Source organism: Virgisporangium aliadipatigenens, assembly GCF_016863615.1.
In the GTDB taxonomy this organism is placed as follows: Bacteria; Actinomycetota; Actinomycetes; order Mycobacteriales; family Micromonosporaceae; genus Virgisporangium; species Virgisporangium aliadipatigenens.
In genome coordinates this window covers 90,427-117,134 of sequence record NZ_BOPF01000028.1, presented here as the reverse complement: position 1 = coordinate 117,134, position 26,708 = coordinate 90,427, and the positions used below count along the sequence as shown (strand labels likewise).

General features: G+C 72.0%; 22 protein-coding genes and 1 pseudogene. 13 read left to right on the top strand and 10 right to left on the bottom strand.

Annotation, left to right across the window (positions count from 1 at the left end; translation table 11 throughout):
• Positions 1-55: 55 nt before the first annotated feature.
• Both Val02_RS32050 and Val02_RS32045 read left to right on the top strand, forming a co-directional pair.
• Positions 56-1,126, top strand: a complete 1,071-nt coding sequence (locus tag Val02_RS32050; RefSeq protein ID WP_203903003.1) for a hypothetical protein — start codon at positions 56-58, stop codon at positions 1,124-1,126.
• Positions 1,123-1,806: a maleylpyruvate isomerase N-terminal domain-containing protein gene (locus Val02_RS32045; RefSeq protein ID WP_203903002.1), complete on the top strand. Its 684-nt coding sequence runs from the start codon at positions 1,123-1,125 to the stop codon at positions 1,804-1,806. Before Val02_RS32050 ends, Val02_RS32045 begins: the two co-directional genes overlap by 4 nt.
• Positions 1,807-2,038: 232 nt before the next feature.
• On the opposite strand, the gene ligD is transcribed toward Val02_RS32045, so the two are convergent.
• Entirely contained in the window at positions 2,039-3,013 is a 975-nt protein-coding gene (ligD, locus tag Val02_RS32040) for a non-homologous end-joining DNA ligase (RefSeq protein ID WP_203903001.1), read from the bottom strand.
• Positions 3,014-3,085: 72 nt separating this feature from the next.
• Between ligD and Val02_RS32035 the strand changes: the two genes are divergently transcribed.
• The 4 genes from Val02_RS32035 (at position 3,086) to Val02_RS32020 (ending at position 10,029) form a co-directional block, all read left to right on the top strand.
• Positions 3,086-5,116, top strand: a complete 2,031-nt coding sequence (locus Val02_RS32035; protein WP_203903000.1) for a neutral/alkaline ceramidase — start codon at positions 3,086-3,088, stop codon at positions 5,114-5,116.
• Between the two features lie 159 nt (positions 5,117-5,275).
• Positions 5,276-7,153 (top strand): S8 family peptidase, encoded by a 1,878-nt coding sequence (locus tag Val02_RS32030; RefSeq protein ID WP_203902999.1) that lies wholly within the window; start codon positions 5,276-5,278, stop codon positions 7,151-7,153.
• Between the two features lie 117 nt (positions 7,154-7,270).
• The gene (locus Val02_RS32025) at positions 7,271-9,667 is read left to right on the top strand and encodes a putative bifunctional diguanylate cyclase/phosphodiesterase (protein ID WP_203902998.1); all 2,397 of its coding nucleotides are present in this window, start codon (positions 7,271-7,273) and stop codon (positions 9,665-9,667) included.
• Between the two features lie 47 nt (positions 9,668-9,714).
• Complete coding sequence (locus Val02_RS32020) at positions 9,715-10,029, top strand: DUF742 domain-containing protein (protein WP_203902997.1); 315 nt, start codon at positions 9,715-9,717, stop codon at positions 10,027-10,029.
• On the opposite strand, the gene Val02_RS32015 is transcribed toward Val02_RS32020, so the two are convergent.
• Positions 10,026-10,487, bottom strand: coding sequence for an SRPBCC family protein (locus Val02_RS32015; protein ID WP_203902996.1), 462 nt, complete (start codon positions 10,485-10,487; stop codon positions 10,026-10,028). The two genes, Val02_RS32020 and Val02_RS32015, sit on opposite strands and share 4 nt — an antisense overlap.
• A gap of 193 nt (positions 10,488-10,680) precedes the next feature.
• On the opposite strand from Val02_RS32015, the gene Val02_RS32010 reads away from it, so the two are divergent.
• The 3 genes from Val02_RS32010 (at position 10,681) to Val02_RS32000 (ending at position 13,070) form a co-directional block, all read left to right on the top strand.
• Positions 10,681-11,379 carry a hypothetical protein gene (locus Val02_RS32010; protein WP_203902995.1) on the top strand — a complete coding sequence of 233 codons (699 nt, stop codon included), beginning with the start codon at positions 10,681-10,683 and terminating at the stop codon, positions 11,377-11,379.
• A 315-nt stretch (positions 11,380-11,694) separates the two neighbouring features.
• Complete coding sequence (locus tag Val02_RS32005) at positions 11,695-12,060, top strand: MerR family transcriptional regulator (protein ID WP_239153483.1); 366 nt, start codon at positions 11,695-11,697, stop codon at positions 12,058-12,060.
• Positions 12,057-13,070, top strand: a complete 1,014-nt coding sequence (locus tag Val02_RS32000; protein WP_203902993.1) for an aldo/keto reductase — start codon at positions 12,057-12,059, stop codon at positions 13,068-13,070. The genes Val02_RS32005 and Val02_RS32000 overlap by 4 nt, the downstream gene beginning before the upstream one ends.
• A gap of 269 nt (positions 13,071-13,339) precedes the next feature.
• Here Val02_RS32000 and Val02_RS31995 read toward each other — a convergent pair whose 3' ends face one another.
• Together Val02_RS31995 and Val02_RS31990 are read right to left on the bottom strand one after the other, a co-directional pair.
• A complete protein-coding gene (locus Val02_RS31995) occupies positions 13,340-14,275 on the bottom strand; it encodes an ABC-2 membrane transporter-related protein (RefSeq protein ID WP_203902992.1) in 936 nt (311 codons plus the stop codon).
• A 35-nt stretch (positions 14,276-14,310) separates the two neighbouring features.
• A pseudogene (locus tag Val02_RS31990) lies at positions 14,311-14,985 on the bottom strand (ABC transporter ATP-binding protein); the annotation flags it as partial.
• 120 nt (positions 14,986-15,105) lie between these two features.
• Between Val02_RS31990 and Val02_RS31985 the strand changes: the two are divergent.
• Together Val02_RS31985 and Val02_RS31980 are read left to right on the top strand one after the other, a co-directional pair.
• On the top strand, positions 15,106-16,164 hold the full coding sequence (locus Val02_RS31985; protein ID WP_203902990.1) for a sensor histidine kinase: 1,059 nt from the start codon (positions 15,106-15,108) through the stop codon (positions 16,162-16,164).
• A complete protein-coding gene (locus Val02_RS31980; protein ID WP_203902989.1) occupies positions 16,161-16,790 on the top strand; it encodes a response regulator in 630 nt (209 codons plus the stop codon). The genes Val02_RS31985 and Val02_RS31980 overlap by 4 nt, the downstream gene beginning before the upstream one ends.
• Positions 16,791-16,828: 38 nt before the next feature.
• Here the strand turns inward: Val02_RS31980 and Val02_RS31975 are convergent, their stop codons facing one another.
• Positions 16,829-17,386 (bottom strand): TetR/AcrR family transcriptional regulator, encoded by a 558-nt coding sequence (locus Val02_RS31975; protein ID WP_203902988.1) that lies wholly within the window; start codon positions 17,384-17,386, stop codon positions 16,829-16,831.
• 85 nt (positions 17,387-17,471) lie between these two features.
• Between Val02_RS31975 and Val02_RS31970 the strand changes: the two genes are divergently transcribed.
• Positions 17,472-18,413, top strand: coding sequence for an NmrA/HSCARG family protein (locus tag Val02_RS31970; RefSeq protein ID WP_203902987.1), 942 nt, complete (start codon positions 17,472-17,474; stop codon positions 18,411-18,413).
• Here the strand turns inward: Val02_RS31970 and Val02_RS31965 are convergent.
• From Val02_RS31965 to Val02_RS31945, 5 genes are read right to left on the bottom strand one after another with little or no spacing between them, the layout of a single operon-like run.
• The gene (locus tag Val02_RS31965; RefSeq protein ID WP_373317971.1) at positions 18,361-19,737 is read right to left on the bottom strand and encodes a nitrate/nitrite transporter; all 1,377 of its coding nucleotides are present in this window, start codon (positions 19,735-19,737) and stop codon (positions 18,361-18,363) included. The two genes, Val02_RS31970 and Val02_RS31965, sit on opposite strands and share 53 nt — an antisense overlap.
• Positions 19,734-20,054 (bottom strand): Rieske (2Fe-2S) protein, encoded by a 321-nt coding sequence (locus tag Val02_RS31960; RefSeq protein ID WP_203902985.1) that lies wholly within the window; start codon positions 20,052-20,054, stop codon positions 19,734-19,736. The genes Val02_RS31965 and Val02_RS31960 overlap by 4 nt, the downstream gene beginning before the upstream one ends.
• Positions 20,051-22,549 (bottom strand): nitrite reductase large subunit NirB, encoded by a 2,499-nt coding sequence (gene nirB, locus Val02_RS31955; RefSeq protein ID WP_203902984.1) that lies wholly within the window; start codon positions 22,547-22,549, stop codon positions 20,051-20,053. Before nirB ends, Val02_RS31960 begins: the two co-directional genes overlap by 4 nt.
• A 13-nt stretch (positions 22,550-22,562) precedes the next feature.
• Positions 22,563-22,913 (bottom strand): molybdopterin oxidoreductase, encoded by a 351-nt coding sequence (locus tag Val02_RS31950; protein ID WP_203902983.1) that lies wholly within the window; start codon positions 22,911-22,913, stop codon positions 22,563-22,565.
• Position 22,914: 1 nt separating this feature from the next.
• The gene (locus Val02_RS31945) at positions 22,915-25,026 is read right to left on the bottom strand and encodes a molybdopterin oxidoreductase family protein (RefSeq protein ID WP_203902982.1); all 2,112 of its coding nucleotides are present in this window, start codon (positions 25,024-25,026) and stop codon (positions 22,915-22,917) included.
• Between the two features lie 101 nt (positions 25,027-25,127).
• Here Val02_RS31945 and Val02_RS31940 point away from each other — a divergent pair, with 101 nt between their 5' ends.
• On the top strand, positions 25,128-26,657 hold the full coding sequence (locus Val02_RS31940) for an AMP-binding protein (protein ID WP_203902981.1): 1,530 nt from the start codon (positions 25,128-25,130) through the stop codon (positions 26,655-26,657).
• Positions 26,658-26,708 lie beyond the last annotated feature (51 nt).

The window sequence follows — 26,708 nt, the reverse complement described above, 5'->3', positions numbered from 1 at the left end:
CGCGCGGCAGGACGGGGAAACGTGCCGATGGCTCGAATCGACTATGGTCGCCCCCGTGACGTACCCACCTGCCGGCCAGCCCGGCACAGATCCGTACGGTGCACCGGCCTCCGGGCCGCCCGCCCAGGGCTACGGTGCACCCGCCTCCGGGCCGCCGGGCTACGGCCCGCCCGCCTCGGGGCCGCCCGAGACCGGCGCTTTCACCGGCGCCTACGGCTCTCCCTATTCCGCGCCGCCCGCCTCCGGGCCCGGTGGCTATCCGTCGCCCGACCAGGCGGCGTTCGGGGCGCCCGCGGGGGGCTACCCGCCGCCGACCGGCATGTTCGGTCAGCCCGACGCGACCGGCTACGCGCCGCAGTATCCGCCGCCGGGTCCGCAGGGATACCCCGGACAGCCCGGATACCCCGGCCAGCCCGGCGCGCCGTGGCAGCCGGTTCCGGCCCGTTCCAACAACTCCACGCCGATGATCATCATCGGCGTCGTCGCGGCCGTGCTCGTGCTGGCGCTCGCCGGCGGCGCGTGGGCGGCGTTCAGCGTCCTGGGCGGTGACGACGAGCCGCCGCAGGCGACCTCGGCCGAGCAGCCCGCGACCGGCGCGACGGCCGCGACCGGCCGACCGACGCCGTCCGGCACCGCGGCCGGCAGCGGCGTCAAGTACGGCAAGCCCGGCGACCTGTGCGCGATCGACCTCGCCGCGCTCGGCCCGTACTCCGCCAAGGTGGAGAAGAAGACGCCGAACGTGCGCACCGTCGGCACCATCGAGCGCTCCGACTGCGACTTCGAACTGCGCACCGCCGCCGGCATGAAGGTGACCCTGCGCGTCCAGTCGCAGGTGTACCAGGCGGCCAAGGAGGCGCAGAGCTACTACAAGGCCGGCTACGACCTCGACAAGAACCGCTACTTCGACGTCGACCTGCCGGGCCTCGGCGAACAGGCCCACGGCACCAACCGGGACTGGGACATCGGCGCCAAGACCAGCGACTACACGGTGCGCCTCTACGACGGCAACCTGTACCTGACGATCAACCTCGTGACGTTCGGCCAGAGCTTCGTGCCGAAGGACGAGATCAAGCCGAAGGCGGTCGAGCAGACGAAGGCCGTGCTGGCGAAGCTGCCCAAGGCGTGAGGACCCTCCTCGCGGCGTTCACCGCCGAGGCGCGGGCCATCGAGGACGCGCTCTCGGCGGCGTCGCAGGAGGAGTTCGACCGGCCGACCCGGTGTGCGCCGTGGCGGGTGCGTGACCTGCTGGCGCATGTCGGGGCGGCCGTCGACCGGGTACCGGCGATGCTCGCCGCAGTGCCGCCAACCGCAGGGCCCCCAACCGCAGGGCCGCCGGCCGCCACGACCGACGCCGCGGGCTACTACCGGCGCGACCGCCGGTTCTCCCCGGAGGTCGACGCGGCCCGGGTCAGCGGCTCGATCGAGGCGGCGAACCGGGAGCCTCACCCGGTGCGACGCTTCGCCGCGTCCTGGCGCGCCGCGCACGCGGCCGCCCTCGTGGCACCCGCCGACCGGCTCGTGCTGACCCGGCACGACGACACGATGCTCCTGAGCGACTTCATGCTCACCCGCGTCGTCGAGCTGGCCCTGCACGGCCTGGATCTCGCCGACGCCCTCGCCCGCCCGGCCTGGCTCTCGCCGCCGTCGTCGGAGATCCTCCTCGGCCTGCTGCTGCCCGGACCGGACATCCCCTGGTCCGCCGAGGTCACCATCCGCAAGGCGACCGGCCGCGCCGAGGCCTCCCCGTCGGATCGCGCCGCACTCGCCGCGGCCGGCCTCAGGCCGTTGGCGCTGAGCCCTCTTTAGAGCCTTATCTACGCGCGTCCGTCGTGCGCACGACCGCACGCTCCCGCGCGCACCGCTCCGCTGCCGGGTCCGCGTTCAGCTCGTCGCCCCACCACCGTGAGCTCACACGGGTGTGAGTTCAGTGCGGACGTGTGTGAGCTCACGGATATCAACGAGCTTGTTGACCTCCCTGAGCTCACACACGTTCGGCGGCGCCGCCGGGGAGGCTGGACGCGGCGCTCGGGTCCTGGAGTCAGGTGGCGGGGTCGGCCTTCGCGGCGGCGGCCCGCTTGCGGCGCTTGCCCTCGTGCATGGCGACGACCCGGGCGACCGGGATGGTGTGGCCCTCGGCGATCAGGTCCTCGGGCAGCGTCTGCGGGGCGGGCATCGCCTCGGCCCACGGGTCCCGGTCGGCCACCAGCGCGGGCACCGTGCGGATCGTGAAGTCGCGTGGGGTGACGTCGTCGAGCTCGTCCCAGGAGACCGGGAAGGAGACCGGTACGCCGGGGCGGATGCGCGGGCTGTAGGCGGCCACCACCGTCGCGCTGCCGGCGCGGGTCGAGTCGAGGAAGACCTTCCCGTGCCGGTCCTCCTTGATGTACGCGGTCGTGGCGAGCGCCGGGTCGAGCCGCTCGGCGCGGGCGGCGACGGCGCGCTGCGCGGCGGCCAGGTCGGCGGCGTCCCCCGCATCCCTCGCGACGGGAACGTAGATGTGCATGCCCTTGGCGCCGCTGGTCTTGACCGCGCCGGCCAGGCCCGCGTCGTCGAGGACCCGCCGGATCAGCCGCGCGGCGGCCACGACCACGGAGAAGTCGCCGCCCTCGGGCGGGTCGAGGTCGAGCACGAGGTGCGTGGGCCGGTCGGGTGAGGAGACGCTGAGCAGCGTCGGGTGGTACTCGACCGCCCGCTGGTTGGCGAGCCACAGCAGCGTCGGGCGTTCCTCGCAGAGCGCGTAGGAGATCTCGCGGTGCGACGCCTCGGCCCACAGCTTCACGGACCGCACGAAGTCCGGCGTGTACTTCGGCAGGTTCTTCTGCATGAACGGCTGCTGTCCGGGCCGCACGCGCAGCACCGACAGCGGCCGGTCGCGCAGCGCCGGGATGATCCGCTCGGCCACCGCGTCGAGGTAGTCCACGAGGTCCCGTTTGGTGGCCTCGGCCCCGTCGAACAGCGGCTGGTCGAGGTTGGTCAGCGCGACCCCGTCACGCGTCTCATCGGCGGCACCCACGGGACCACCCTGCCACAAGTTACTACCGCTGACCTGCTGCGCGACAGACGTTGATATGTGTAAATGTTTCACATGAGACCCCCGCACTTGAAGCCCCTCCGCCCATCAGCCGTCCCGCTCGTCATCGCTCTCGTCGTCGCCCTCGTCGTCGCGGTGGCGACCTGGATACCACCGGCCGCCGGCGCGGCCGCCGACCCGCCGTACCTGGTGGGCGTCGGGAAGGCCGACGTCACCGGCGAGGCCGCCGAGGTCGGCATGATGGGCAACGCCCGCGTCGACCAGAAGACGGCCGGCGTCAAGCAACGCCAGTGGGCGCGGGCGTTCGTCGTCGCGCAGCCGGGCGGCGGGCGTGCCGTGTTCGTCAACGTCGACGTGGGCCAGCTCTTCCAGGGCGTGCACCTGGAGGTGATCCGCCGCCTGTCGAGCCGGATGGGCGGCGTGTACACCGCCGACAACACGATCCTGTCGGCCACTCACAGCCACTCCGGACCGGGCGGGCACTCGCACTACACGCTCTACAACCTGACGATCCTGGGCTACCAGCCCAAGACGTACGAGGCCATCGTGTCGGGCATCGTGCGTTCGATCGAACGGGCGCACGCGAACCTCGCCCCCGGCACCGTCCACATCGGAACGTCGACGCTGACGAACGCGTCGGTGAACCGTTCGCGGGCGGCGTTCGACCTGAATCCGGCGGCCGACCGGGCGCGCTTCCCGGACGCGATCGACTCCCGCATGACGGTGCTGAAACTGGCGCGCGGCGGGCAGCCGGTCGGCGCGATCAGCTGGTTCCCCACGCACGGAACCTCGATGGACCCGGACAACCCGCTGATCACCGGCGACAACAAGGGCTACGCCGAGTGGGCGTGGGAACGCTCGGCGCCCGGCATGGTGACGGCGTTCGCGCAGACGGCCGCCGGCGACATGTCGCCGAACCTGCGCGGCGGCGGCTCTCAGGGCCCCGTCGACGACCGCACGGAGAGCACCCGCATCATCGGCCAGCGCCAGGACGCGGCGGCGCGGCAGGCGTTCGCGAACGCCACGGAGGAACTCACCGGCCCGGTCGGCGGCCGCCTCCGCTACGTGAACATGTCCACTGTGGACGTTCGGCCGGAGTTCACCGGCGACGGCGCCACGCACCGGACGTGCCAGGCGGCGCTCGGTGAGGCGTTCACGGCGGGGGCCGAGGACGCGCCCGGGCCGGACTTCGCCGACGAGGGTTCGCTGCGCTCGAACCCACTGCTGCTGGCGGCCGGGATCCTGGTGTCCGCGCCGTCCCCGCAGCTGCGGGCGTGCCAGGCGCCGAAGGACGTGTTCCTCGCGACGGGGACGCAGGCGCCGTACCCGTGGACGCCGGAGGTGCTGCCGGTGCAGGTGGTGCGGATCGGCCCGCTGGTGCTGGCGGCGGCGCCGGCGGAGTTCACGATCGTGGCGGGTGCGCGGCTGACCGACGCGGTGCGGGCGGCGATGGGGCCCGCGGCGCGGCACGTACTGCTGGCCGGCTACGCGAACGCCTACGCGAACTACGTGACGACGCCGGAGGAGTACGACGCGCAGCACTACGAGGGCGGCTCGACGCTGTTCGGGCGGTGGACGCTTCCGGCGTTCACGCAGGAGTTCACGGCGGTGGCCGCCGCGCTGCGGGCGGGGCAGCCGACGCCGAGCGCGGTGACGCCGCGGGACCTCTCGGACGACCAGGTCGTCGTGGGGCTCGGCGTCGTCTTCGACACCACTCCGGGCGGGGTGAGCTTCGGTCAGGTCGCCGAGGAGCCGGCCGCCTCGTACCCGCGGGGCGGTACGGCACGGGCCGTCTTCTGGAGCGGACACCCGAAGAACAACCTGCGCACCGAGGGGACGTTCCTCGAAATCCAACGCCAGGAGGGAACGACCTGGCACACGGTCGCGGACGACGACGACTGGGAGACCGTCTATCGCTGGACGCGGCACAGCGTCGCGGATTCGAAGGCGGAAATCACCTGGGAGATTCCGCTGGACATCCCGACGGGCGTCTATCGGATCGTGCATCACGGTGACTGGAAAAACGGATGGACCGGGAGGATAACCGCGTTCACGGGCACGAGTCGCCCATTTACCGTCACCTAGGCCCGGAAATCCGGGGCGCAGTGTACGGCATTACAATGACGCACGCCTATATCTATCAATCGTAATACGTGGTCCTTACCATTACGCCTCACATACTGATCGACCCGCTTCGATCGTCGGAGCGGGGATCGGTCACCAGGGGTAGGGGGAAGGAACCACATGGGCAAGGCAGGAACGACCCGGACCGGTTTGCGCCGGTCCGGTTTCCTGATCGCGGCGGCGGCGCTCGCCGTCGCGGCCGGCACGCCGGCCAGTGCCGCTCCCGCGGAGGGCACCATCCTCGACGCAGGTGGGGCGACCGCCATCGCCGACTCCTACATCGTCGTGCTGAACGACCTCGCGGTCAGCAGCGCCGGCGTGCAGGCCACCGCCACTTCGCTCGCGACGCAGTACAACGCCACCGTCGCGCGCACCTATCAGCACGCGCTGCGCGGCTTCGCGGCGAACATGTCCGCGGACGCCGCCCGCAAGCTCGCCGCCGACCCGACGGTCCGCTACGTGACGCAGAACCACACCGTCCAGGCCAGCGGCACCCAGGCGCCGACCCCCTCCTGGGGCCTGGACCGCATCGACCAGCGGGCGCTGCCGCTGAACAACTCCTACACCTACCCGACCCTGGCCTCGACGGTGCGCGCGTACATCGTCGACACCGGCATCAACTTCGGCCACAACGACTTCGGCGGCCGGGCCGTCTCCGGGCGCGACACCATCGACAACGACAACGACGCCACCGACTGCCAGGGGCACGGCACCCACGTCTCCGGCACCGTCGGCGGCAACACCTACGGCGTGGCCAAGGGCGTGACGCTGGTCGGCGTCCGCGTCCTGAACTGCTCCGGCAGCGGCACCTGGGACCAGGTCATCGCCGGCATCGACTGGGTCACCGGCGACCACGACCCGGGTGAGCTGGCCGTGGCGAACATGAGCCTCGGCGGCGGCCTCAACACGGCGCTCAACCAGGCCGTCACCAACTCCATCGCCGACGGCGTCACCTACGGCGTGGCGGCCGGCAACGAGAACGGGTCCAACGCCTGCCAGGTCTCCCCCGCCAGCACCCCGAACGCCATCACGGTCGGCGCCACCACCAACACCGACGCCCGCGCGTCGTACTCCAACATCGGCACCTGCCTGGACATCTTCGCGCCCGGCTCCGGCATCACGTCGGCGTGGATCGGCGGCGCCACCAACACCAACACCATCAGCGGCACCTCGATGGCCACGCCGCACGTCGTCGGCGCGGCCGCCCTGGTCCTGGCCCAGAACCCGAGCTACACGCCGGCGCAGGTCGCCTCGAAGCTGAGCAACGACGCGACCCCGAACGTCGTCACCAGCCCGGGCACCGGCTCCCCCAACAAGCTGCTGTACGTCGACAACTCCGGCCTGCCGGCGAGCGACTTCTCGGTGGCCGTCAGCCCGACCGCGGGCTCGACGAACGCGGGCGGCTCCGTCACGGCGACGGTCTCCACCGCCACCACGGGCGGCTCGGCGCAGTCCGTGGCGTTCTCGGCGAGCGGCCTGCCGAGCGGCGCGACGGCGACGTTCAGCCCGACCTCGGTCACGTCGGGCGGTTCGTCGACGCTGACGATCGCCACCTCGGCGTCGACGCCGGGCGGCACCTACCCGGTGACGATCACCGGCACCGGCAGCAGCGCCGTCAAGACGGCGACCTACACCCTGACGGTGGTCGGCGCGCCGGGCTGCTCCGGCACCAACTCGCAGGACTACACCATCTCCGACAACTCGACGGTGAGCAGCCCGATCACGATCAACGGCTGCGGGCGGGCCGCGTCGGCCGGCAGCACGGCCGAGGTGCACATCGTCCACACCTACCGGGGCGACCTGGTCGTCAGCCTGATCGCGCCGGACGGCTCGGTCTACACGCTGCTCAACCGCAGCGGCGGCTCGGCGGACAACGTGGACCAGACCTTCACGGTCAACCTCGCCGGTGAGCAGGCCGACGGCACGTGGAACCTCCGCGTGCAGGACGCCGCGTCGCTGGACACCGGTTACATCAACAGCTGGACCCTGACGCTGTAAGGCACACACCGCAACGGGCCCGGGGATTGCCCCCGGGCCCGTTGTCACATCCGCTCAACTTCCGCCTCGCGGCGCCGACGAGTAGATCGACATCTGCCGCGAGAAGGGACCCCTGGCGTGCACGCTGCTGATCCGGCAGCAGGCCGCGGGCGTGCTGTGCCGCTGTGGCGCGATCCGGTACTCGTCGGGCTCGCCGGGTCGTCGCTCGCCGCCGTCGGGTGGTTCCTCGCGTGGCCCGCCTCCGCGCACACCAAGCTCGCGGCGTTCTGGCCGATGATCATGGTCGCCGACCTCGGCATGATGGTGCTGACGCTGCGGCTGGTGCGGATCTCGGCGGTGAACCCGATCGTGCGCCGGTTCTGGCTCGGGCTGACGATCGCGGTCGGGATGTTCACGGCCGGCGACGGTGCGCAACTGGTCGACACGTGGGGGCGCATGACCCCGGGCGACGTCAACGGCGGCGTGCTCCAGTCCGTGCTGCTGGTCGCCGGCCTGGCCGTGATGGTCGTCAACATGCTGATCTACCCGAGCGGCACCGGTTCGCCCGGGGCGCGGCTGCGCTTCTGGCTCGACTCGGCGACCGTGATGGTGGCGAGCGGCGTTCTCGCGTGGGCGGTGCTGGCGAGCGGCGGGGGCGGCGACGTCGACGCGACCACCGGCGTGATGACCGTGGCGTTGGTGCTGGTCGCGGGGTTCTCGGCGATCCGGGTGACCCTCGCGGCGGTGCCGCCCGCGACCCGGCTGGCGGCCCTGCCGCTGGTGACGGCCGCGTTCCTGCAGGGGGTCGGCGCCTTCGTCGCGCCGGTCGACTACTCGGCCGAGACCGTGGGGTCGGCGACGCTCGCACTGCGGTTGCTGCCGTCGCTGGTGCTCATGTTCGGGCCGCGGATCCAGGAACTGCGCCAGCGCGGCAATCCGACCGCGCTCATCCCCCTGCGCGAGAAGCCCTACCGGCTGCTGCCGTACGCGGCCGTGCTCGTGACGTTCGCCACCATGATCGTGACCCTGCCGGACGGCCTGGACACACACGTGTGGGGTGCCATCGGCGGCGCCGTGGCCGTGACCGCGATCGTCGTGGTCCGGCAGGTCCTCGCGTTCCGCGACAACTTCCGCCTGATCGACCGCCTGGACGCGGCCCTGCTGGAGGTGCGCGACAAGGAGGGGCGGCTGCGCGAGCAGGCGCTGCAGGACGGCATGACCGGCCTGTTCAACCGGACCGCCTTCGTCGACGCGGTCTCCGGCGCGCTCGCCGGCCGCGCCCCCGGCGAACGCCTCTACCTGCTGCTCATCGACCTGGACGACTTCAAGGCGGTGAACGACACGCTCGGCCACGCGGCCGGCGACGCGATGCTGGTGGCGGTCGCCGCGCGGCTGCGCGGCGCCACCCGGGACGGCGACGTGGTGGCACGCCTCGGCGGTGACGAGTTCGCCGTGCTGCTGCGCGGGCGGGAGTCCGGCGGCGACGGCTCGGCGTACGCGGCGGAACTGCTCGCCGCCGTGAGCCGGCCGGTGCGGGCCGCCAGCTCGGAGATCATGACGCGGGCGAGCGTCGGCGTCGCGGTCGCCGACGGCGAGGACACCCTGGACGAGCTGATCCGTAAGGCCGACATCGCCATGTACGCGGCCAAGGACAGCGGCAAGGGCGGATACGCCGCCTACACCCCGAACATGACCGCGCGGATCCTGGAGACGGCCCGGCTGACGTCGCTGCTGCGCGACGCGATCGGCGCGAACGAGTTCCACCTGCTCTACCAGCCGATCGTAACGCTGCCGGAGGGGGACCTCGTGGGCGTGGAGGCGCTGGTGCGCTGGCACAGCCCGGTGCGCGGGCCGATGTCGCCGGGCGACTTCATCCCGATCGCGGAGCAGACCGGGCTGATCGTGCCGCTCGGCCGCTGGATCCTGCGCGAGGCGTGCCGGCAGGCGGTCGAGTGGCGCGCGCAGCATCCGCGGGCCCGCGCCCTGCGGATGAATGTCAACGTCTCCGGCCGCCAGCTGCAGGAGGCCGGGTTCGCCGACGACGTGGCGGCCGTGCTCGCCGAGACCGGCATGCCCGCCGAACTCCTGACGATCGAGGTCACCGAGTCGGGTGTGCTCTCCGACGCGCCGACGATCGCCACCCTGCACGCACTGCGCGCCCAGGGGATCGGCCTCGCGCTGGACGACTTCGGCACCGCCGCGTCCTCGCTCGGACTGCTGCTGACCTGCCCGGTCGACGCGTTGAAGCTGGACCGGTCGTTCGTCGACCGGGTAACGACCGTCGCCCGCCAGTCGACCGTGGCCACCGCCGTGGTGCAGATGGCCAGGTCGTTGGAGCTGTCCGCGGTGGCCGAGGGAATCGAGACGCCGGAGCAGGCCGCGTTCCTTCACGACCTCGGCTACCGCCTCGGTCAGGGATTCCTATTCGCCCGACCGCTCGAGCCGTCCGCGCTCGCGGATATGTTCTTTGTCGAACGGCTATTAGCGACGGCTCCAATTCGAAACGTTACATTCGCCGAAGATCACTGTATGTAATCGGACCGCAGATTGCACAGGCTTCGCGAAGAAGCGAATATGGCCGTATGACGGATCGGCCGAACGGCCAGGCTAGCGACTACGCTCGCCCGGTTCCGGCTGACCTGGGGGTGGACACGATCGTGGCCACGGCACCGGCGGCGCTGTCCGCACCGTTGAGCCCCGACAGCCGGCGGGTCGCGCGGCTGTGCCTCAATCCCCGTTCGGTGGCGGAGATCGCGGCGACGCTCGACATCCCGCTCACCGACACGTGGAAACTCGTCGACGACCTGGACGCGGCGGGCCACGTCATGTGCACGATCCGTCAGGAGATCGACGACGAGGCCCTGCACCGCATCCTGCGCCACATCAAGCACCTCTAGCCGGCTGCCGCGAGCATCTTGTCGAGCGCGGCGAACGACTGCTCCGTCCCCTCGACCATGCCGGTCTCCAGCATCCCGTCGCGATCCTCCTTCGAGTCGAACCACGTCGTGCTCGTCATCAACGTCCCGCCGTCGTGCGCCTCGAGCGTGAGCGTCTCGACGGCCACGTGCCCCGGCATCCCCTCGAACTCGAACGTCTGCACGATCCGCCCCGGCGGCTCCAGCTCACGGAACTCGCCCCGGAACGCGTACAGCTCCCCGTCGGGCGCGTGCTCGACGAACCGGTAGGTGCCGCCGACCCGTAGGTCGATCTCGACGTCGAGCGGATTGCCCCGGCCCCACCACTGCTTCAGGTATTCCGCCCGGGTGTGCGCGGCGAAGACGAGCTCGGGCGGCGCGGCGAAAACCCGGACGAGCCGGATCTCGTTGTCGGACGGCTGGGTGACCTTGACGCTCATGGTTGATCCCCTTCGCGGTGCGGCGTTCAGCCTTTGTGCGGGACGGCGTTCATGCCTTTTGCGGTACGGCCAACGGGATTCACGTTCGCCGTCCGGTTCTCCGACGTCAACCCTCGGCGTCGAACCCCGGCTTCGTGCCAGGGCTCGGCGCGGGCGACGCGCTGCCGGCCGGGCATGATCGACCATCGGTCGGGTGCCCGTCTTACCGCCCCCGCTGTCGACGCTTCCCAGGTCGACGCCTGGTTCGCTGCGGCCCACCCGCGCCTCGCGCCGGATCGCCGCGCTGGTCGCCGTTTTCACGCTGATCGTGCTGACCCTCTCGCTGCTGCTCTGGTGGAACCCCCTCGACCTGGTGATCCTGCGGCGGGCGGGATATTGGGCACCGCCGTTCGCCGTGGTGGGTACGCCGCTCATGGGGATCGTGGTCGCCTGGCTGACCCTGCGGGACAAGCGGGCAGCGATCGTGGTCACCGTGCTGGCGTCCGTGGCGGCGCTGGCGCTGTCCTGCGTGGCGGGCGCCCTGTGGTTCCTCTCCGACGCCCCGCCGACCGATCATCGGATCGCCGAGCAGGCGGGGCTGGAGCTGGTGATCACCGCCGGCCCCGACGGCTGGGGCGAACGCCAGGAACTCGTGGTGCGCCGCCCCGCCGGTCTTCTCACTCGGGAGTCGCGGTATCCGCTGCTGTGCGCGCGGTCGGAGTTCAACGACCCGCCGCCGCGGCAGTACGAGTCGGCGCGCTTCGCCTCCGCGAACACCGTCGAGGTGGTGCTCACGGACGGGCAGCGGTTCACGGTCCCGTTCGACCGGTCGACGCTGCGGCCGGAGTACACGCTCAACGTGTGGTGTCCGGCGGACGAGTTCGACCATCCGCGGGACCTCGGCCGGCCGTAGCGGCTCATGGTCGCCGGTGGCAGATGTTGCGGCGTGGCGTAGCTCGCCGACGACGAGTCGTTTGGTGCGGCCGACGTCGAGTGGGATGCCGTTGCCGTCCAGCACGGCCAGGCACACTCCGGTGGCAATGTCCTGTGTGGACAGATACAGCGTGCTGGTCTGAAGGCACGGAGCCAGTACGGCTTCGGCTTCCTTCAGCCTGTCCGCATGCCCCCCATTCTCGTACACCTGTCGGACGAATCAACGTTATCCACAGGCCCAATCTGGTGGAGTTCGCTTGACTTAGAGTGCGCTCGAAGGGGAAGAGTGGAACCCGTGGGCGCCTTTCTCTCCGTCAGCGAAGTGGCCGGGCAGGTCGACCTCTCCGCGCACACGCTGCGCTGGTACGAGCGGCTGGGCCTGGTCGGCCCGATCGGACGCGACTCCGCCGGCCGGCGCCGTTACGCCGAGCAGGACGTGGAGCGGCTGCGCTTCCTCTGCAAGCTGCGGGACACCGGGATGCCCGTTCGGGACATGATCCGCTATGTGGAGCTGATAAACGTCGGCGACACCACCAACCACGAACGCCTCGAGATCCTGGTCTCGCACCGGGCCCGCGTCGTGGCGCAGATCGATGCCCTGCAGAAGGACCTGAAGGTCATCGACTGGAAAATCGACTTCTACACGGAGGCCACCTCATGAAGCTTCGCCAGTTGGGCACGAACGGGCCGCAGGTCGCCGCCGTCGGGCTCGGCACCATGTCGTTCGCGGACGTGTACGGGCCGGCCGACGACAACGAGTCGATCGCAGCGGTGCATCGCGCGCTCGACGTCGGGATGACGCACTTCGACACCGCCGACATGTACGGCGCGGGCCACAGCGAACGGGTTCTCGGGCAGGCGCTCAAGGGTCGGCGCGACGAGGCGTTCGTGGCGACGAAGTTCCTCGCGCGGTTCCCCGAGGGCGCCGACCGCGCCTCGTGGCTCGGCCCGAACAGCGGCCAGTACGGGGACACCTCCCCGGAGTGGGTGCCGCAGGCCTGCGACGCCTCGCTCGCCCGGCTCGGGATCGACACGATCGACCTGTACTACATGCACCGGAAGCTGCCGGATGTTCCGATCGAGGACACCGTGGGCGCGATGGCCGGACTGGTGCGGGCGGGGAAGGTGCGGCACCTGGGCCTTTCCGAGGTGGCCGTCGACACGCTGCGTCGCGCGCACGCCGTGCATCCGATCGCGGCAGTTCAGGTGGAGTACTCGCTGTTCACCCGCGATCCCGAGAACGGCCTCCTGGACGCCTGCCGTGAGCTTGGCGTGGCGCTCGTGGCGTACTCGCCCTACGGGCGCGGCATCCTCACCGGCACGGTGCAGAGCAGGGCCGACCTGGCCGAGCGGGACTACCGCCGGTTCAGCCCGCGGTACTCCGAGGAGAACCTCGACCACAACGCCAAGCTGGTCGACGTGGTGCGCACGGTCGCCGACGAGGTGGGCGCCTCGCCGGCGAAGGTAGCGCTCGCGTGGGTGCTCTCCCGGGGCGAGGACGTGTTCGCGATCCCCGGCACCCGGCGGGTCAAGTACGTCGAGGAGAACGCCGACGCCGCCGACCTCACGCTCAGCCCGGAGGCGCTGGCCCGGCTCGACGACGCGCTCCCGCCGGGTGCGGCGGCCGGCACCCGCTACCCCGAACAGGGCATGCGTTCGGTCAACAACTGACCCAGCCGCTCGCGCGGCGCCGGCACCCGACCGGCGCCGCCTCGGCTTCGCACGCCCGGACACGGATGCGTCGCATCGCCCACCCGCACCGAGCCACCGACACCCACCACCGGCTCACGCCGCCGGGCCAGCAAGCGCCGCGCGAACCAGCGACGCCCGCCACCGACGCGCGCTGCCGGCGCGGGCCGCCGGTGCGGGCCGCTGAGTGGGCGAGCGCCGCGCGAGTCGCTGATGCCGTGAGCCGCCGGGCCGGCCGCGGCAGGCGGCGCTCAGTCCGGGCGGCGGCGCACCCGCCACAGGCCGAGCGCACCGGCCGTCGCGGTCATCGCCGCGAACAGACCCACCTCCAGCCACTGGAACCGCCAGTAGCGCCCGGCCGGCTGATACTCGGCACGCACGTGCAGGTCGAGCGCCGCGATGCACTGGGAAGCGAGATCCGGCGAGGCGGAGATGCAACTCCCGTAGTGGGCGAGGTCGACCGGATCGCCGTTCGACCGGCGCATTTTGCTCGTGGAGGTGACCCAGCCGCCGGGGACCGACAGGCCCTCGATCGACGCGTCCGCCCCGAGAAACCGGAGGTTTCGCAGCACTTCCACGGTCATCCTGGCATCCGCCGTGACGGGCGGGACCAGGTGGGGGCGCACGAGCGTCGGCATCGCGACCTGCACGGCGACGAACGCGGCGGCCGTGAGCGCCATCGCGGGCAGCGTGCGCCGCAGCACCAGGCCGAGCAGTGCGCCCAGCACCACGGCGAACGCCGCGTACGCGACCGGCGCCACGTTGCGGGCCCCGAAGATCAGCGCCGTGAACCGGTCCGCCGCGAGCCGGTCGTAGGGCGCGGCCGCCCAGGTCAGCAACGCGCTGCACGCGCCCGCGAGGACGGCCGCGCAGGCCGCGGTGAACAGCAGCTTCACCAGCAGCCAGCGCCGGCGGGACACGCTCTGGTTCCAGACCGTGCGGTGCGTGCCGGCCTCGAGTTCGCGGGCCACGAGCGGCGCGCCCCAGAACATCCCCAGCACCGCCGGCAGCGCCAGCAGCACCGCGTCGAGCAGGTACAGCCGGCCCTGGAAGGCGCGCACACACTCGGCCGCGCAGTCGTCCCGCAGCCGCAGCCCGGTCCACACCACGAACGCCGCGAACGGGACGAGCGCCACGCAAGCCGTCACGCCCTGCGCGCGGAACTGCCGCCAACTGAGCCAGATCATCGGGTCGCCTCCAGGTGGCTGAGCACCAGTTCCTCCAGCCGCCGGCCGTCGGTCAGCAGGTCCCGCACGTCGCCGGCGACCCGGACCCGGCCGCCGCTGAGAACGATCAGGTGGTCACAGACCCGTTCGACGTCGGCGAGCAGGTGCGAGGAGAGGATCGCCGTGCTGCCCAACTCCGCCACGAAGTCGACGAGATCGTGCAGGAAAGCCTTGCGCGCCAAGGGGTCCAGGGCGGCTGCCGGTTCGTCGAGGAGCAACAGGTCGGGTCGTTTGGCGGCCGCCACCGTCAGGGCCAGTTGGGCGCGCTGGCCACCGGAGAGGCGGCCCGCCCTGGCGTTCGGGTCGAGGGCGGCGTCGGCGATCCTGCGCCGCGCGAGGGCGCCGTCCCAGGACGGGTTGAGGCGCGCGCCCATGCGCAGGTGCTCCGCCACGGTCAGGCCCGCGTAGACCGGCGTGTCCTGCGCGACGAAGCCGACCCGCGCGAGGTTCCCGCCGGGCCGCGCGCCGAGCACGCGCAGCGCGCCGGACGTGGGGGTCGTCAGGCCGCAGGTGAGGTTCAGGAGGGTGGACTTGCCGGCGCCGTTCGGGCCGACGAGGCCGACGATCCGCCCGCGCGGCACGGCCAGGGCGCAGTCGTCGAGCGCGGTGCGCTTTCCGTACCGCTTCGTCAGGTGCTCGGCCTCGAGCACCGGTCGGTCTGGGGAATTCATGCGGCTCATCGTTGGGTCCGGAGGCGCGTGCGGCATCGGTCCGCGGGACGGTTCGGCGCCCGCACGACCCGACTTTTGACCGGTGTATGAACGGCGGTTCGCGTTCGTAGCCTGGATTTCGTGAAGCAGACGGGGGTCGGGGTGCTCTTCGGCGGGGTGCTGGTGCTCCAGGTCGCCGCGCTGGCCGTCACGTGGGGCGGCCTGTCGTGGGTGTTCGGGGCGGCCGTCGCCGTGGTGATCTGCGGGCTGGCGTTGCGCCGGCGGTATGCGCTCGGCGCTTACGGGGTGGCGTTCGTGGCCGTCGTCGTGGCGCGCGTCGCCGAGCTGCCCGCCGAACCGGGGCCGGCCGCCGCGCTCGGGCTCGCCGTGCTGACCGGCTCGGTCGTGCGGCGGCAGCGGTTGCGGTTCGCCGCCGTGGTGGTGGCCGCCGGGCTGGCCGTCGTGGTGGTCTCGGTGCTCGCCACCCGGCCGCCGGTGTCGGGGGCCGATCCCGTCGCGGCGTTCCATGGGATCAGCTGGTGCGGCGCGGTGATCACGGGGGCCACGCTGCGCGCCGTGGCAGCACGCCGGCGGATCGTCGCCGCGCGGGTGCGGCGGCAGGAGCGCCTCGACCTCGCCCGCGAACTCCACGACGTCGCCGCCCACCACCTCACCGGCCTGGTGCTCCAGGCGCAGGGCGCCCGCCTCGTCGCCGGCCGCCACCCGGATCGGCTCGACGGCGCCCTGAACGACATCGAGACGGCCGGCGCCGACGCGCTCACCGCGATGCGCCGCGTCGTCGGCCTGCTGCGCACCGACGCCGCTCTCGCCCACGACGACCTCGCCGCCCTGGTGGCGAACTTCGACGGCCCGCCCGTGACGCTGCGCCTGCCGGAGGGCGATCTGCCGCTGCCCGACACCGTCCACCGCATCGTGCGCGAGTCCCTGACGAACATCGCCCGCCACGCCCCGCGGGCCCGTTCGGTGACGGTCGAGGTGCGGCGCGACGGCGACGGCGTCTCGGTCGAGGTGACCGACGACGGACCGCCGCCGCAGTCGTCGGGCGGGGGCGGCTTCGGGCTGCTCGGCATGCGCGAGCGGGTGGAGGCGCTGGGCGGCACCCTGTACGCCGGCCCGGCCGCCGGCGAGGACACCGGCTGGTGCGTACGCGCCCGCCTCCCCCTCCGGGAGGCGCGATGACGATCCGCATCCTCATCGCCGACGACCAGGCGATGGTGCGCGGCGGCCTGCGGATGATCCTGGAGGACCAGCCGGACTTCGAGGTCGTCGCCGAGGCGGTCGACGGGGTGGACGCGATCGAGGCGGCCCGCCGGTTGCGCCCGGACGTCTGCCTGGTCGACATCCGCATGCCGCGCCTGGACGGCATCGCCGTGACGCGGGCGTTGGCGCCGCTGAAGGTGATCGTGGTGACGACGTTCGACCTGGACGAGTACGTGCACGGGGCGCTGCGCGCGGGTGCGGCCGGGTTCCTGTTGAAGGATGCCGGGCCGACGCTGCTCGTGGAGGCCGTGCGCGCGGCCCACGCCGGTGACGCGCTCATCTCCCCGTCGATCACCGTGCGGCTGCTGCGTCACTTCCACCCGGCCGGTGAGCCGCAAAGCAATCCCCTGTCGGAACGGGAGACCGAGGTCGTGCAGGCCGTCGCGCGGGGTCGCACCAATCAGGAGATCGCGGCCGAACTGTTCATCTCGCTGAGCACGGTCAAGTCCCACCTGTCCGGGATCCAGGCGAAGCTGGGTGCCCGCAACCGCACCGAGATCGCCGTGTGGGCGTGGGAGAACCGGGTGGTCCCGGGCGGATCTTGACGCGCGGTGGCTCATGAAGGTCATCACGCGAAGTTGACCTACACGGACGACCGCCCGTCAAGATCGCCGGGCGAGAAGCCCGCGGCCGCCAGCCGAAAGAGGTGTCGCGACTGCCGCAGCGGCTCCGGGTGGTGCGAGGTCGCCATCACCACCCCGACCGCCAGTGCGATCAGGTCCGCCACGGTGACCCCGTGGGCCACCGCCCCGTCGCGCAGCAACGGCCTCGCGGCCTCCTCCAACGCGGCCGAGCAGCTGTTCTCGTGGATGTCGCCGTCGTACGCGATCGCCTCCGCGAGCCCGCGCGCGTCGACGCAGTAGGCGACGACCTCGTCCATCCACTCCAGTAGCGCGGCGCGACCGTTCTCCGCGCCGGCCAGCTCCTCGGCGCGCGCGCACAGCGCCTCGATGCGGTGCCGGGAGACGGCGGTGAGCAGGGCGTGCCGCGTGGGGAAGTGCCGGCGCACGGTCGCCGAGCCGACGCCGGCGACGCGGGCGATCTGTTCCAGGGAGGCGTCCGCGCCGTGTGCGGCGACCTCGTCCTGCGCCACGGCGAGGATCCGCGCGTAGTTGCGTCGCGCGTCGGCGCGCTGCGGCATGGCGACTCCTTGCTAAACGGCGGGCCCCGCCATATCGTAGCGAACAGGAAACGGCGGCCCCCGCCGTTTATCGGAGGGAGTCCGCATGTCCGAGAATCCGGTCCTGGTCACCGGCGCCACCGGCCAGCAGGGCGGGGCCACCGCCCGGGCGCTGCTCGCGGCGGGCGTTCCGGTCCGCGCCCTGGTGCGCGACCCGTCGTCCGCGGGCGCCAAGGCCGTCGAGGCCCTCGGCGCCACGCTCGTCACGGGCGATCTGATGGAACGGGAAAGCGTCCGCCGCGCGGCCGACGGGGCACGCGCGGTCTTCTCCGTGCAGATGCCCGCCTTCACCGCCGACGGCTTCGACTTCGCCGGCGAGGTGACCATGGGCGTCAACCTCGTCGAGGCCGCGCGGGCCGCCGGCGTGACGCAGTTCGTCCACACCTCCGTCACCGGCGCGGGCCAGCACCGGCGGCACCCGGAGTGGGAGAGCCGGTGGTCGGCCGTCGTCCCGTCGATGGACGCCAAGAGCGCCGTGCAGGACGCGGTCCGGGCCGCCGGCTTCCCCCGCTGGACGATCCTCAAGCCGGGCTTCTTCATGGAGAACTTCCTGCCGACGACGGCCTACCTCTTCCCGCGCGGCGTCGACGGCGGCCTGGTGACGCTGATCCGGCCGCGGACCCGCATCTCCCCCGTCGCGGTGCGGGACATCGGCACCGCCGCGGCGGTGGCCTTCGCCGAGCCCGAGCGTTTCCACCAGGTCGAACTCGAACTCGCCGGCGAACACCTGTCGATGACCGAGATCGCCGCGATCCTCTCCCGCGCATGGGGCGTGCCGCTGTCCGCACCCGACCTCACGTTCGAGGAGGCGGTCGCCGCCGGCATGCCGCCCATGGGCATCGCGGGCGAGTGGATGAACGCCGCCCCGCAGCCGGCCCGCCCGGAGTACGCGCGGGCGTTCGGCATCCCGCTCACGAGCCTCGCGGAGTGGGCGGCTACACGCCTGCGAGACGCCGTTCGGACGGGCGCAGGTACACCCACCACGTGAGCCCGAAGCACACCGCGTAGTAGCCGATGAACGCGACATAGGCGGCGTTCCCGCTGCCGGTCTCCACGAACGACTGCCGGAACGCCAGGTTCACCAGCACGCCGCCGAAGGCCCCGACGGCGCCCGCGATGCCGATCAGCGCCCCGGACAGCCGGCGGGCGTCCCGGTCCGCGGCGTCGGGGTCGGTGCCGCCGGCCACCGCCGCCCGGGCCTTCGCCCGGAAGATCGCCGGGATCATCTTGTACGTCGACCCGTTGCCCACGCCGGAGAAGACGAACAGCAGGATGAACCCCAGCAGGAACAGCGACAGCGAGTTCGCGCTGGACGCCAGCAGCACGATCCCGGCACCGCACGCCATCGCGACGAAGTTCCAGAACGTCACCAGCGCACCACCGACCCGGTCGGCGAGCGCACCGCCCAGCGGCCGGATCAGCGAACCCAGCAGCGGCCCCAGGAACGTCAGGTACGCCGCCTTGATCGGAGTGTCGAAGTCGGCCTTGAACTGCACCTGCAGCACCTGCCCGAAGGCGAACCCGAAGCCGATGAACGAGCCGAACGTCCCGATGTACAGCACCGACATGATCCACGTGTGCGAATCGCGGGTGGCGTCACGCATCGCCCGCTTGTCGTTGCGCGCCGACGCGAGATTGTCCATGTACCGCCAGGAACCGAGCGCCGCCAGCACGATCAGCGGGATGTACAGGCCCGGCACGAGGCGCGGGTGCGCCGCACCCGCCGTGGCGAGCACCAGCAGCCCGACGAGTTGCACCGCCGCGACGCCGATGTTGCCGCCGCCGGCGTTCAGGCCGAGGGCCCAGCCCTTGTAGCGTTCCGGGTAGTAGGCGTTGATGTTCGCCATCGAGGAGGCGAAGTTGCCGCCGCCCACACCGGCGACGGCCGCCACGAGCAGCAGCGTCGAGTAGGAGACACCGGGCTCCAGCACGAGCGCGGCGAGCAGGCAGGGCACCAGCAGCAGTGCGGCGCTGAACACCGTCCAATTGCGCCCGCCGAACTTCGCCACCGCGAACGTATACGGCAGCCGCAGCACCGATCCGACCAGCGCCGGCACGGCGGTCAGCACGAACTTGCCGGCCGGGTCGATCCCGTACGCCGGCCCGAGGAACAGCACCAGCACCGACCAGAGCGTCCAGACGGAGAAGCCGATGTGTTCGGAGAAGATGGAGAAGACGAGGTTGCGTCGGGCGACGGCCGCTCCGGTCTGCTTCCAGAACGTCTCGTCCTCCGGCCGCCAGTCCTCGATCCAGCGGCCGGTCCGGCCGTGGCGGCTGTACTCGATGGCGGTCGGCTGTGCGGTCGTCGTCACTGTTCCACCCCGATCACCAGTTCGCCGCCGTCGTCGCGGACGGGATACACGCGCAGCGGCGCCTGCCCGGTTCGCGAACATCCGGTGGCCAGTTCGAAGACGTGCTGGTGCAACGGACAGATGACGACCTCGGCGTCGGCCAGCCCGTCGGCGATGGGCCCGCCCGCGTGCGGGCAGACCGCGGAGACGGCCCGCAGCGAGCCGTCGCGCAGCCGGAACACGGCCACGCCGACACCGTCCACTGTGTACAGTCGGCCCTCCCCGACCGGCAGGTCGGCGACCGGCCCGAGCCGGTACTCCACCGCCGCCGCGGTCATGTCGACTCCCCGGCCACGGCCGACCCGACCGCCGGCACCGGGCCCGTCGCACGGGCACCGTTGCCGACGACGGTCAGCGGCAGCGATTCGCGGAACTGTCCGGGCGTCGCCGGTTCAGCGCCCTCCTTCCAGGGGTCCCGGTACGCGTCGACGGCGGCCTGCACGCGCGCGTCGAGCCCGGCGCACAGCCCCTCGCTGTCCTCGACGAGCACCGCCCGCAGGTGCTCGATGCCGACGCGCGGCACCCACGCGTAGGTGCGTTCGAGCCAGTTCGCCGACTCGCGGTAGTACTGGATGAACCGGCCGGTGAGCGCCAGGACCTCGGCGGGACTGTCCACAGTGGCCAGCAGGTCGCCCTTGCGCACGTGCGCACCGGCGGCGCCACCCACGTAGATCTCCCAGCGGCCGCCCTCGACGGCCACCACGCCGAGGTCCTTCACGTACGCCTCGGCGCAGTTGCGCGGGCAGCCGGTGACGGCCAGCTTCAGCTTGCCCGGGCTCTCCAGCCCCTGGAACCGGCTCTCGATCGCGATCCCGAGCGCGGTCGAGTCACCGAGCCCGAACCGGCAGAAGTCCGCGCCGACACAGGTCTTGACGGTCCGGAAGCTCTTGCCGTAGGCGTAGCCGGAGGGCATGTCGAGCTCGGCCCACACCTTGGGCAGATCCTCCTTGCGCACCCCGAGCAGGTCGATGCGCTGCCCGCCGGTCACCTTCACCAGCGGCAGCGCGTAGCGTTCGGCCACGTCGGCGATGCGCCGCAGCTGCTGCGGGGTGGTGCAGCCGCCCTTCATCTGCGGCACGACCGAGAAGGTGCCGTCCTTCTGGATGTTCGCGTGCACGCGGTCGTTGATGAACCGCGCGTCGCGTTCGTCGACGTACTCGTCGCCCCACATCATGCGCAGCAGCGAGACGAGGCCCATCTTGCTCTTCGCGTCCTCCCGGCCACCCGCGAGCGCGTCGAACACCGACGACACGCTGCGCAGGCCGCGTTCGCGGATCGCCGCCATGAGCTCCGGCTTGGACAGCGGCACCCCGGGCACGTACCAGCCGGCGGACGGGTCCTCCTCGACGGCGCCGCCCGCGGCCCACTCGACGATCTGCGACACCAGCGTCTTGCAGGAGCCGCAGCCCTTGCCGGCGCGGGTCGCGTCCATCACGCCGCCGAGCGTCTTCACTCCACCGTGGACGGTGGCGGCGATGGCGCCCTTGGTGACGCCGTTGCAGTTGCACACCTGCGCGGAGTCGTCCAGTTCGGCGGCGGCGACCTCCTCCGACGGGCCGCCGAGGTCGAAGAGAAGGCGCACCCGCTCCTGCGGCAACGGCAGCCCCCGGTCGAACGCCTGCATGAGGAAGCCGACCTTGTGCACGTCGCCGAGGAGCGTGGCGCCGACGATCCGGTCGTCCCGGATGACCACGCTCTTGTAGACGCCCCGCTTCGGCTCGGCGAAGACCACGAACTCGTCGTCGTCGCGTTCCGGCGCCACGATGCCCATCGCGGCGACGTCGACACCGGCGACCTTCAGCTTGGTTGCCGTGCGCGAGCCGTGGTACGCCGCCTTCGGGTCGCGCCCCGTCAGATGGTCGGCGAGCACCTTCGCCTGTTCCCACAGCGGCGCCACGAGCCCGTACGTCGCGCCGCGGTGCTGCACGCACTCGCCGACCGCGTAGACGTCGGGCTCGTCCTGCACCCGCAGCTGGTCGTCGACGACGATGCCGCGTTCGACCGGCAGCCCGCTCGCCTGCGCCAGCGCCACGTTCGGCCGGATGCCGGCGGCCACCACGACCATGTCGCACGCGACGCTGTTCCCGTCGGCGAAGCGCACCCCCTCGACGCGGTCCCTGCCCAGGATCTCGGTGGTGCGTGCGGGCAGCCGCACGGTGATGCCGAGGCGTTCCACGCTGCGCCGCAGGATGCCGCCGCCCTGCGCGTCGAGCTGGGCGTTCATCAGGTGCCCGGCGGCGTGCACGAGGGTCACCTCGACGCCGTGGGTCTGCAGGCCGCGGGCCGCCTCCAGGCCGAGGAGCCCGCCGCCGATGACGACGGCGCGTTCGTGGTCGCGGGCGTAGCGGACCATCGCGCGGGTGTCGTCGAGCGTGCGGAAGGCGAAGACCCCCTGGTGGAACCCGCGCCGCGGATGGTGCATCCCCTTCACGGGCGGCACGAACGGCGTGCTCCCCGTGGCGATGACGAGCTTGTCGTAGGCCGTCACGGAGCCGTCGTCGGCGTGCACCACCTTCGCGAACGTGTCGATGCGCGTGACCCGCACCCCGGCGCGCAGGTCGATGCCGTTCTCGGCGTACCAGCCGAGGCTGTTGAGGAAGATGCCGTCCTCCTCCTCGGCCCCGGAGAGCACGTTCGACAGGAGGATCCGGTTGTAGTTGCCGTACGGCTCCTCGCCGAACATCGTGATGGCGAAGCCGTCGCCGCGCGCCAGGATCTCCTCGACCGTGCGCGCACCGGCCATCCCGTTGCCGACGACCACCACCTTCGTCATGCGCTCACCCCGTTCATGCGATCTCCACCAGCCCCACGTCGATCACCGCGTAGCCGGCGGCCCCGGCCGGTGCGGCGAGATGCAGTTCGATCGAGGTGCCGCCGTCGAGGTCCTCGACCACGCGCAGCGGCACGTGCGTGTCGGCGCGCGCGCCGATCGGGAAGTAGCGCATCGGCCGCCCGTCGCGCATCAGCACCAGGTAGACCAGTTCGCCGGTGGAGTTGCCGGCGCGCAGGTACACCGGCTGCGTCACGACCCCGTCCGGCACCGTGTACGAAAGGGCGGCATCCAGCGCGAACGGCGCGTCCAGCCCCTTGCCCTCGAACGGGTAGACACCCTGCAGAAACCGTGGACTCGACTGCATCTCATCCGTCCTTTCGTAACGGGGGTTCGGCGGCCGCCGGCGCGTCCGGCCCGGCCACCCGGGTCAGCGCGACGGCGCACGCCTTGAAGGCGGGCATGCGCGAGTGGGGGTCCAGGGTCGGGTCGGTGAGCGCGTTCGCACTCGCCCCGCCGCCCCAGTGGAACGGCGCGAACACCGTGTCCGGCCGGATCGCGTCGGTCAGGTGGGCACGGAAGACGGCGCTGCCCCGGCGGGTACGCAGTTCGACGAGGTCGCTGATGCCGATGCCGTGCCGGCGGGCCAGATCGGGGTGTATCTCCACCCGCGGGTCGTGCGCCGTGGTCTGGAGCGATCTGGCCCGCCGGGTCTGGTTGCCGCTCTGGTACTGCTGCATGACCCGGCCGGTGGTCAGCAGGTACGGGTACTCCGCGTCCGGCGCCTCGACCGCGTCGCGGTGCTCGACCCGCACGAACCGCGCCCGACCGTCCACTGTGGAGAACCGCTCGGTGAACAGCCGCGGGGTGCCCGGGTGCGTCTCGTCGGGGCAGGGCCAGAAGACGCCGTTCTCGGCCTCGACGCGCTCGTAGGTGATGCCGGCGTAGTCCGCGATCCCGCCCGCGCTCGCGCGGCGCAGCTCGTCGAAGACGGTGCGCGGATCCGTGGCGAAGTACTTGCCCCGCCCCAGTTTCTCCGCGAGTTCGCCGAGGACGGTCAGGTCGTCGCGCACCCCGGCCGGCGGGTCGAGCGCGCGGCGGCGGCGCAGCACGCGACCCTCGAGGTTGGTCAGCGTGCCCTCCTCCTCGGCCCACATCGCCGCCGGCAGCACGACGTCGGCGAGCGCCGCCGTCTCGGAGAGGAAGAAATCGGAGACGACGAAGAGGTCGAGAGCGCGGAGGCGTTCGCGGACCCGGTTGCGGTCCGGTGCCGACACCAGGATGTTGCTGGCGAACGTCAGCAGCACGCGCACCCCGCCCGGTGTGCCGATCGCGTCGAGCATCTCGACGGCGGAACGCCCCGGGCCGGGCAGCTCGTCGGGGTCGATCCCCCACACCCGCGCCACGTGTGCCCGGGCGGCCGGGTCGTCGAGCCGGCGGTACCCGGGCAGCTGGTCGCATTTCTGGCCGTGTTCGCGGCCGCCCTGCCCGTTCCCCTGCCCGGTGACGGTGCCGTATCCGCTGAACGGCCGTCCGGGCAGGCCCAGCGCCAGGGCGAGATTGACGAACGCTGACGCGGTGTCCGTTCCCTGGGAATGCTGCTCGGCACCACGGGCGGTGAGGATCATCGCGGACCGTGCCCCCGCGAGCGCCTCGACCGTGCGACGCAGGTCGGCGGCCGGGACGCCGGTGATCCGCTCGACCCGGTCCGGCCAGTAGGCCGCGGCGGACGCCTTGACGGCCGCGAACCCGGTGGTCCGCGCGGCGACGTACGCCTCGTCGACGTGCCCCTCGCGGATCGCGATGTGCAGCAGCCCGTTGGCGAGCGCGAGGTCGGTGCCCGGCGTGGTCTGCAGGTGCAGATGCGACCCGCGCGCCGTGGCCGAACGCCGCGGATCCACCACGATGTGCGTCGCTCCCGCGGCCCGGCCGGCGTCGAAGTACTGCATGGCCGGCGGCATCGTGTCGGCCGGATTGCCGCCGACCACCAGCACCGCCTCCGCTCGCGCGATGTCGGACAGCGGGAACGGCAGCCCCCGGTCCACCCCGAACGCCTTGTTGCCCGCGGTCGCCGCCGAGGACATGCAGAACCGGCCGTTGTAGTCGATGTGCGCCGTGCGCAGCGCCACCCGGGCGAACTTGCCGAGCTGATAGGCCTTCTCGTTGGTCAGCCCGCCGCCGCCGAAGCAGCCGACGCTGTCGTTGCCGTGGCGTTCCTGGCTCGCGCGGATGCCGTCGACGATGCGCGCGTACGCCTCGTCCCAGGTCGCCGGTGCGAGTGTGCCGCCGCGGCGGATCAGCGGGGTGTCCAGCCGGTCCGGATGATCGAGCAGTTCGGCCGCGCTCCAGCCCTTGGCGCACAGGCCGCCGCGGTTGGTGGGGAAATCGGCCGGTTCGAGAACGGGCGCCCGGGGCGGGGCCGGCCGCACCGTGATCCCGCACTGCAGGGAGCAGTACGGACAGTGGGTGGCCGTCTCCATCCCGCGATGGTGGGCAGCGGCCGTTTCACCGGGGTACCGCCGTTGTTACACCGGGTTGGCGATCTGCTCGCAACGCGTGTGCTGCGGAGTGATAATGGCCCATGTTCTACGACCTCGGTGTGCGCGATTTCCTCGACCGGGCCGAGTCGGTCTATCCCGACCGGGTGGCCGTCGTCGACGAGCCCGTCCAGCCCGCTCCCCCGCTCGGCCCGCTGACCTATCGCGAGCTGGCGCGACGCGCCCGCGCGCAGGCGGCCGGCCTGGACGCGCTGGGCGTTCCGGTCGGTGGGCGGGTGGCGATCGTCTCCCACAACTCCGCCCGGATGCTGGTGTCGTTCTTCGGGGTCTCCGGCTGGGGGCGGGTCCTGGTGCCGGTCAACTTCCGGCTCGCCGCCCCCGAGGTGCGTTACATCGTCGAACATTCGGGAGCCGACGTGCTCCTCGTCGACCCCGAGCTGGAGGGCCTGCTGGACACGGTGCAGGCGAAGCACACGTTCGTGCTCGGTTCGCCTGCCGTCGAGGCGGCCTTCGCGGGGAGCGCGGAGCCCGAGCCGTGGGCCGGTGACGAGGGCGCCACCGCGACGATCAACTACACGTCGGGCACCACCGCCCGGCCCAAGGGCGTGCAGCTGACCCAGCGCAACATCTGGCTCAACGCCGTCACGTTCGCGTTGCACACCACCGTCACCGACCGGGACGTGCTGCTGCACACGCTGCCGATGTTCCACGCCAACGGCTGGGGCATGCCGTACGCCGTCACCGGGCTCGGCGGCCGGCACATCGTGCTGCGCAAGGTCGACGGCACCGAGATCCTGCGCCGGGTGCGCGAGCACGGGGTGACGCTGATGTGCGCGGCTCCCGCCGTGGTGGCCGCCGCCCTGGAGGCCGCGCAGGCGTGGGAGGGCGAGATCCCGGGCCGGGACCGGGTGCGCATCGTGGTGGCCGGCGCACCTCCCCCGACCCGCACGATCGAACGGGTGCGCGCCGAGCTCGGTTGGGAGTTCATCCAGATCTACGGCCTGACCGAGACGGCGCCGCTGCTGACGATCAACCGGATGCGCCAGGAGTGGGACGACCTCGACCCGGCGGAGCAGGCCCGCCTGCTCGGGCGCGCCGGCACGCCGGTGATCGGCACCCGGATCGCGGTCGACGGCAGCGGTGAGGTGCTGGCGCGCAGCAACCACAACCTCGACGGCTACTGGCAGAACCCGGAGGAGACGGCCCGGGTGCAGGAGGGCGGCTGGTTCCACACCGGCGACGGCGGCACGTTCGAGGACGGCTATCTGAGCATCGCCGACCGGAAGAAGGACGTGATCATCAGCGGCGGCGAGAACGTCTCCTCGATCGAGGTCGAGGACGCCCTGTACACCCACGCCGGGGTGCGCGAGGCGGCCGTCATCGGCATCCCCGACGACAGGTGGGGCGAACTGGTGACCGCGCTCGTGGTGCGTGAGGACCCGGCCGTGACGGCCGAGGAACTGATCGCGCACTGCCGGGCGCACCTGGCCGGGTACAAGTGCCCGAAGCGGGTGGAGTTCGTCGACGAACTGCCGCGCACCGCCACCGGAAAGGTCCAGAAGTTCAAGCTCCGCGAGCCGTTCTGGAAGGATCGCACCCGTCAGGTGAACTGATGTCGAGAGCCGCTTTCTCGCTCCGACCACCGGACGAGGAGAGGAGCACGA

Coding starts and splice junctions, on each gene's coding strand:
- Val02_RS32035 (WP_203903000.1), top strand. CDS start 3,086: ATGAGACCCCCGCACTTGAAGCCCCTCCGCCCATCAGCCGTCCCGCTC.
- Val02_RS32030 (WP_203902999.1), top strand. CDS start 5,276: ATGGGCAAGGCAGGAACGACCCGGACCGGTTTGCGCCGGTCCGGTTTC.
- Val02_RS32020 (WP_203902997.1), top strand. CDS start 9,715: ATGACGGATCGGCCGAACGGCCAGGCTAGCGACTACGCTCGCCCGGTT.
- Val02_RS32015 (WP_203902996.1), bottom strand. CDS start 10,487: ATGAGCGTCAAGGTCACCCAGCCGTCCGACAACGAGATCCGGCTCGTC.
- Val02_RS32000 (WP_203902993.1), top strand. CDS start 12,057: ATGAAGCTTCGCCAGTTGGGCACGAACGGGCCGCAGGTCGCCGCCGTC.
- Val02_RS31995 (WP_203902992.1), bottom strand. CDS start 14,275: ATGATCTGGCTCAGTTGGCGGCAGTTCCGCGCGCAGGGCGTGACGGCT.
- Val02_RS31980 (WP_203902989.1), top strand. CDS start 16,161: ATGACGATCCGCATCCTCATCGCCGACGACCAGGCGATGGTGCGCGGC.
- Val02_RS31975 (WP_203902988.1), bottom strand. CDS start 17,386: ATGCCGCAGCGCGCCGACGCGCGACGCAACTACGCGCGGATCCTCGCC.
- Val02_RS31970 (WP_203902987.1), top strand. CDS start 17,472: ATGTCCGAGAATCCGGTCCTGGTCACCGGCGCCACCGGCCAGCAGGGC.
- Val02_RS31960 (WP_203902985.1), bottom strand. CDS start 20,054: ATGACCGCGGCGGCGGTGGAGTACCGGCTCGGGCCGGTCGCCGACCTG.
- nirB (WP_203902984.1), bottom strand. CDS start 22,549: ATGACGAAGGTGGTGGTCGTCGGCAACGGGATGGCCGGTGCGCGCACG.
- Val02_RS31950 (WP_203902983.1), bottom strand. CDS start 22,913: ATGCAGTCGAGTCCACGGTTTCTGCAGGGTGTCTACCCGTTCGAGGGC.
- Val02_RS31945 (WP_203902982.1), bottom strand. CDS start 25,026: ATGGAGACGGCCACCCACTGTCCGTACTGCTCCCTGCAGTGCGGGATC.
- Val02_RS31940 (WP_203902981.1), top strand. CDS start 25,128: ATGTTCTACGACCTCGGTGTGCGCGATTTCCTCGACCGGGCCGAGTCG.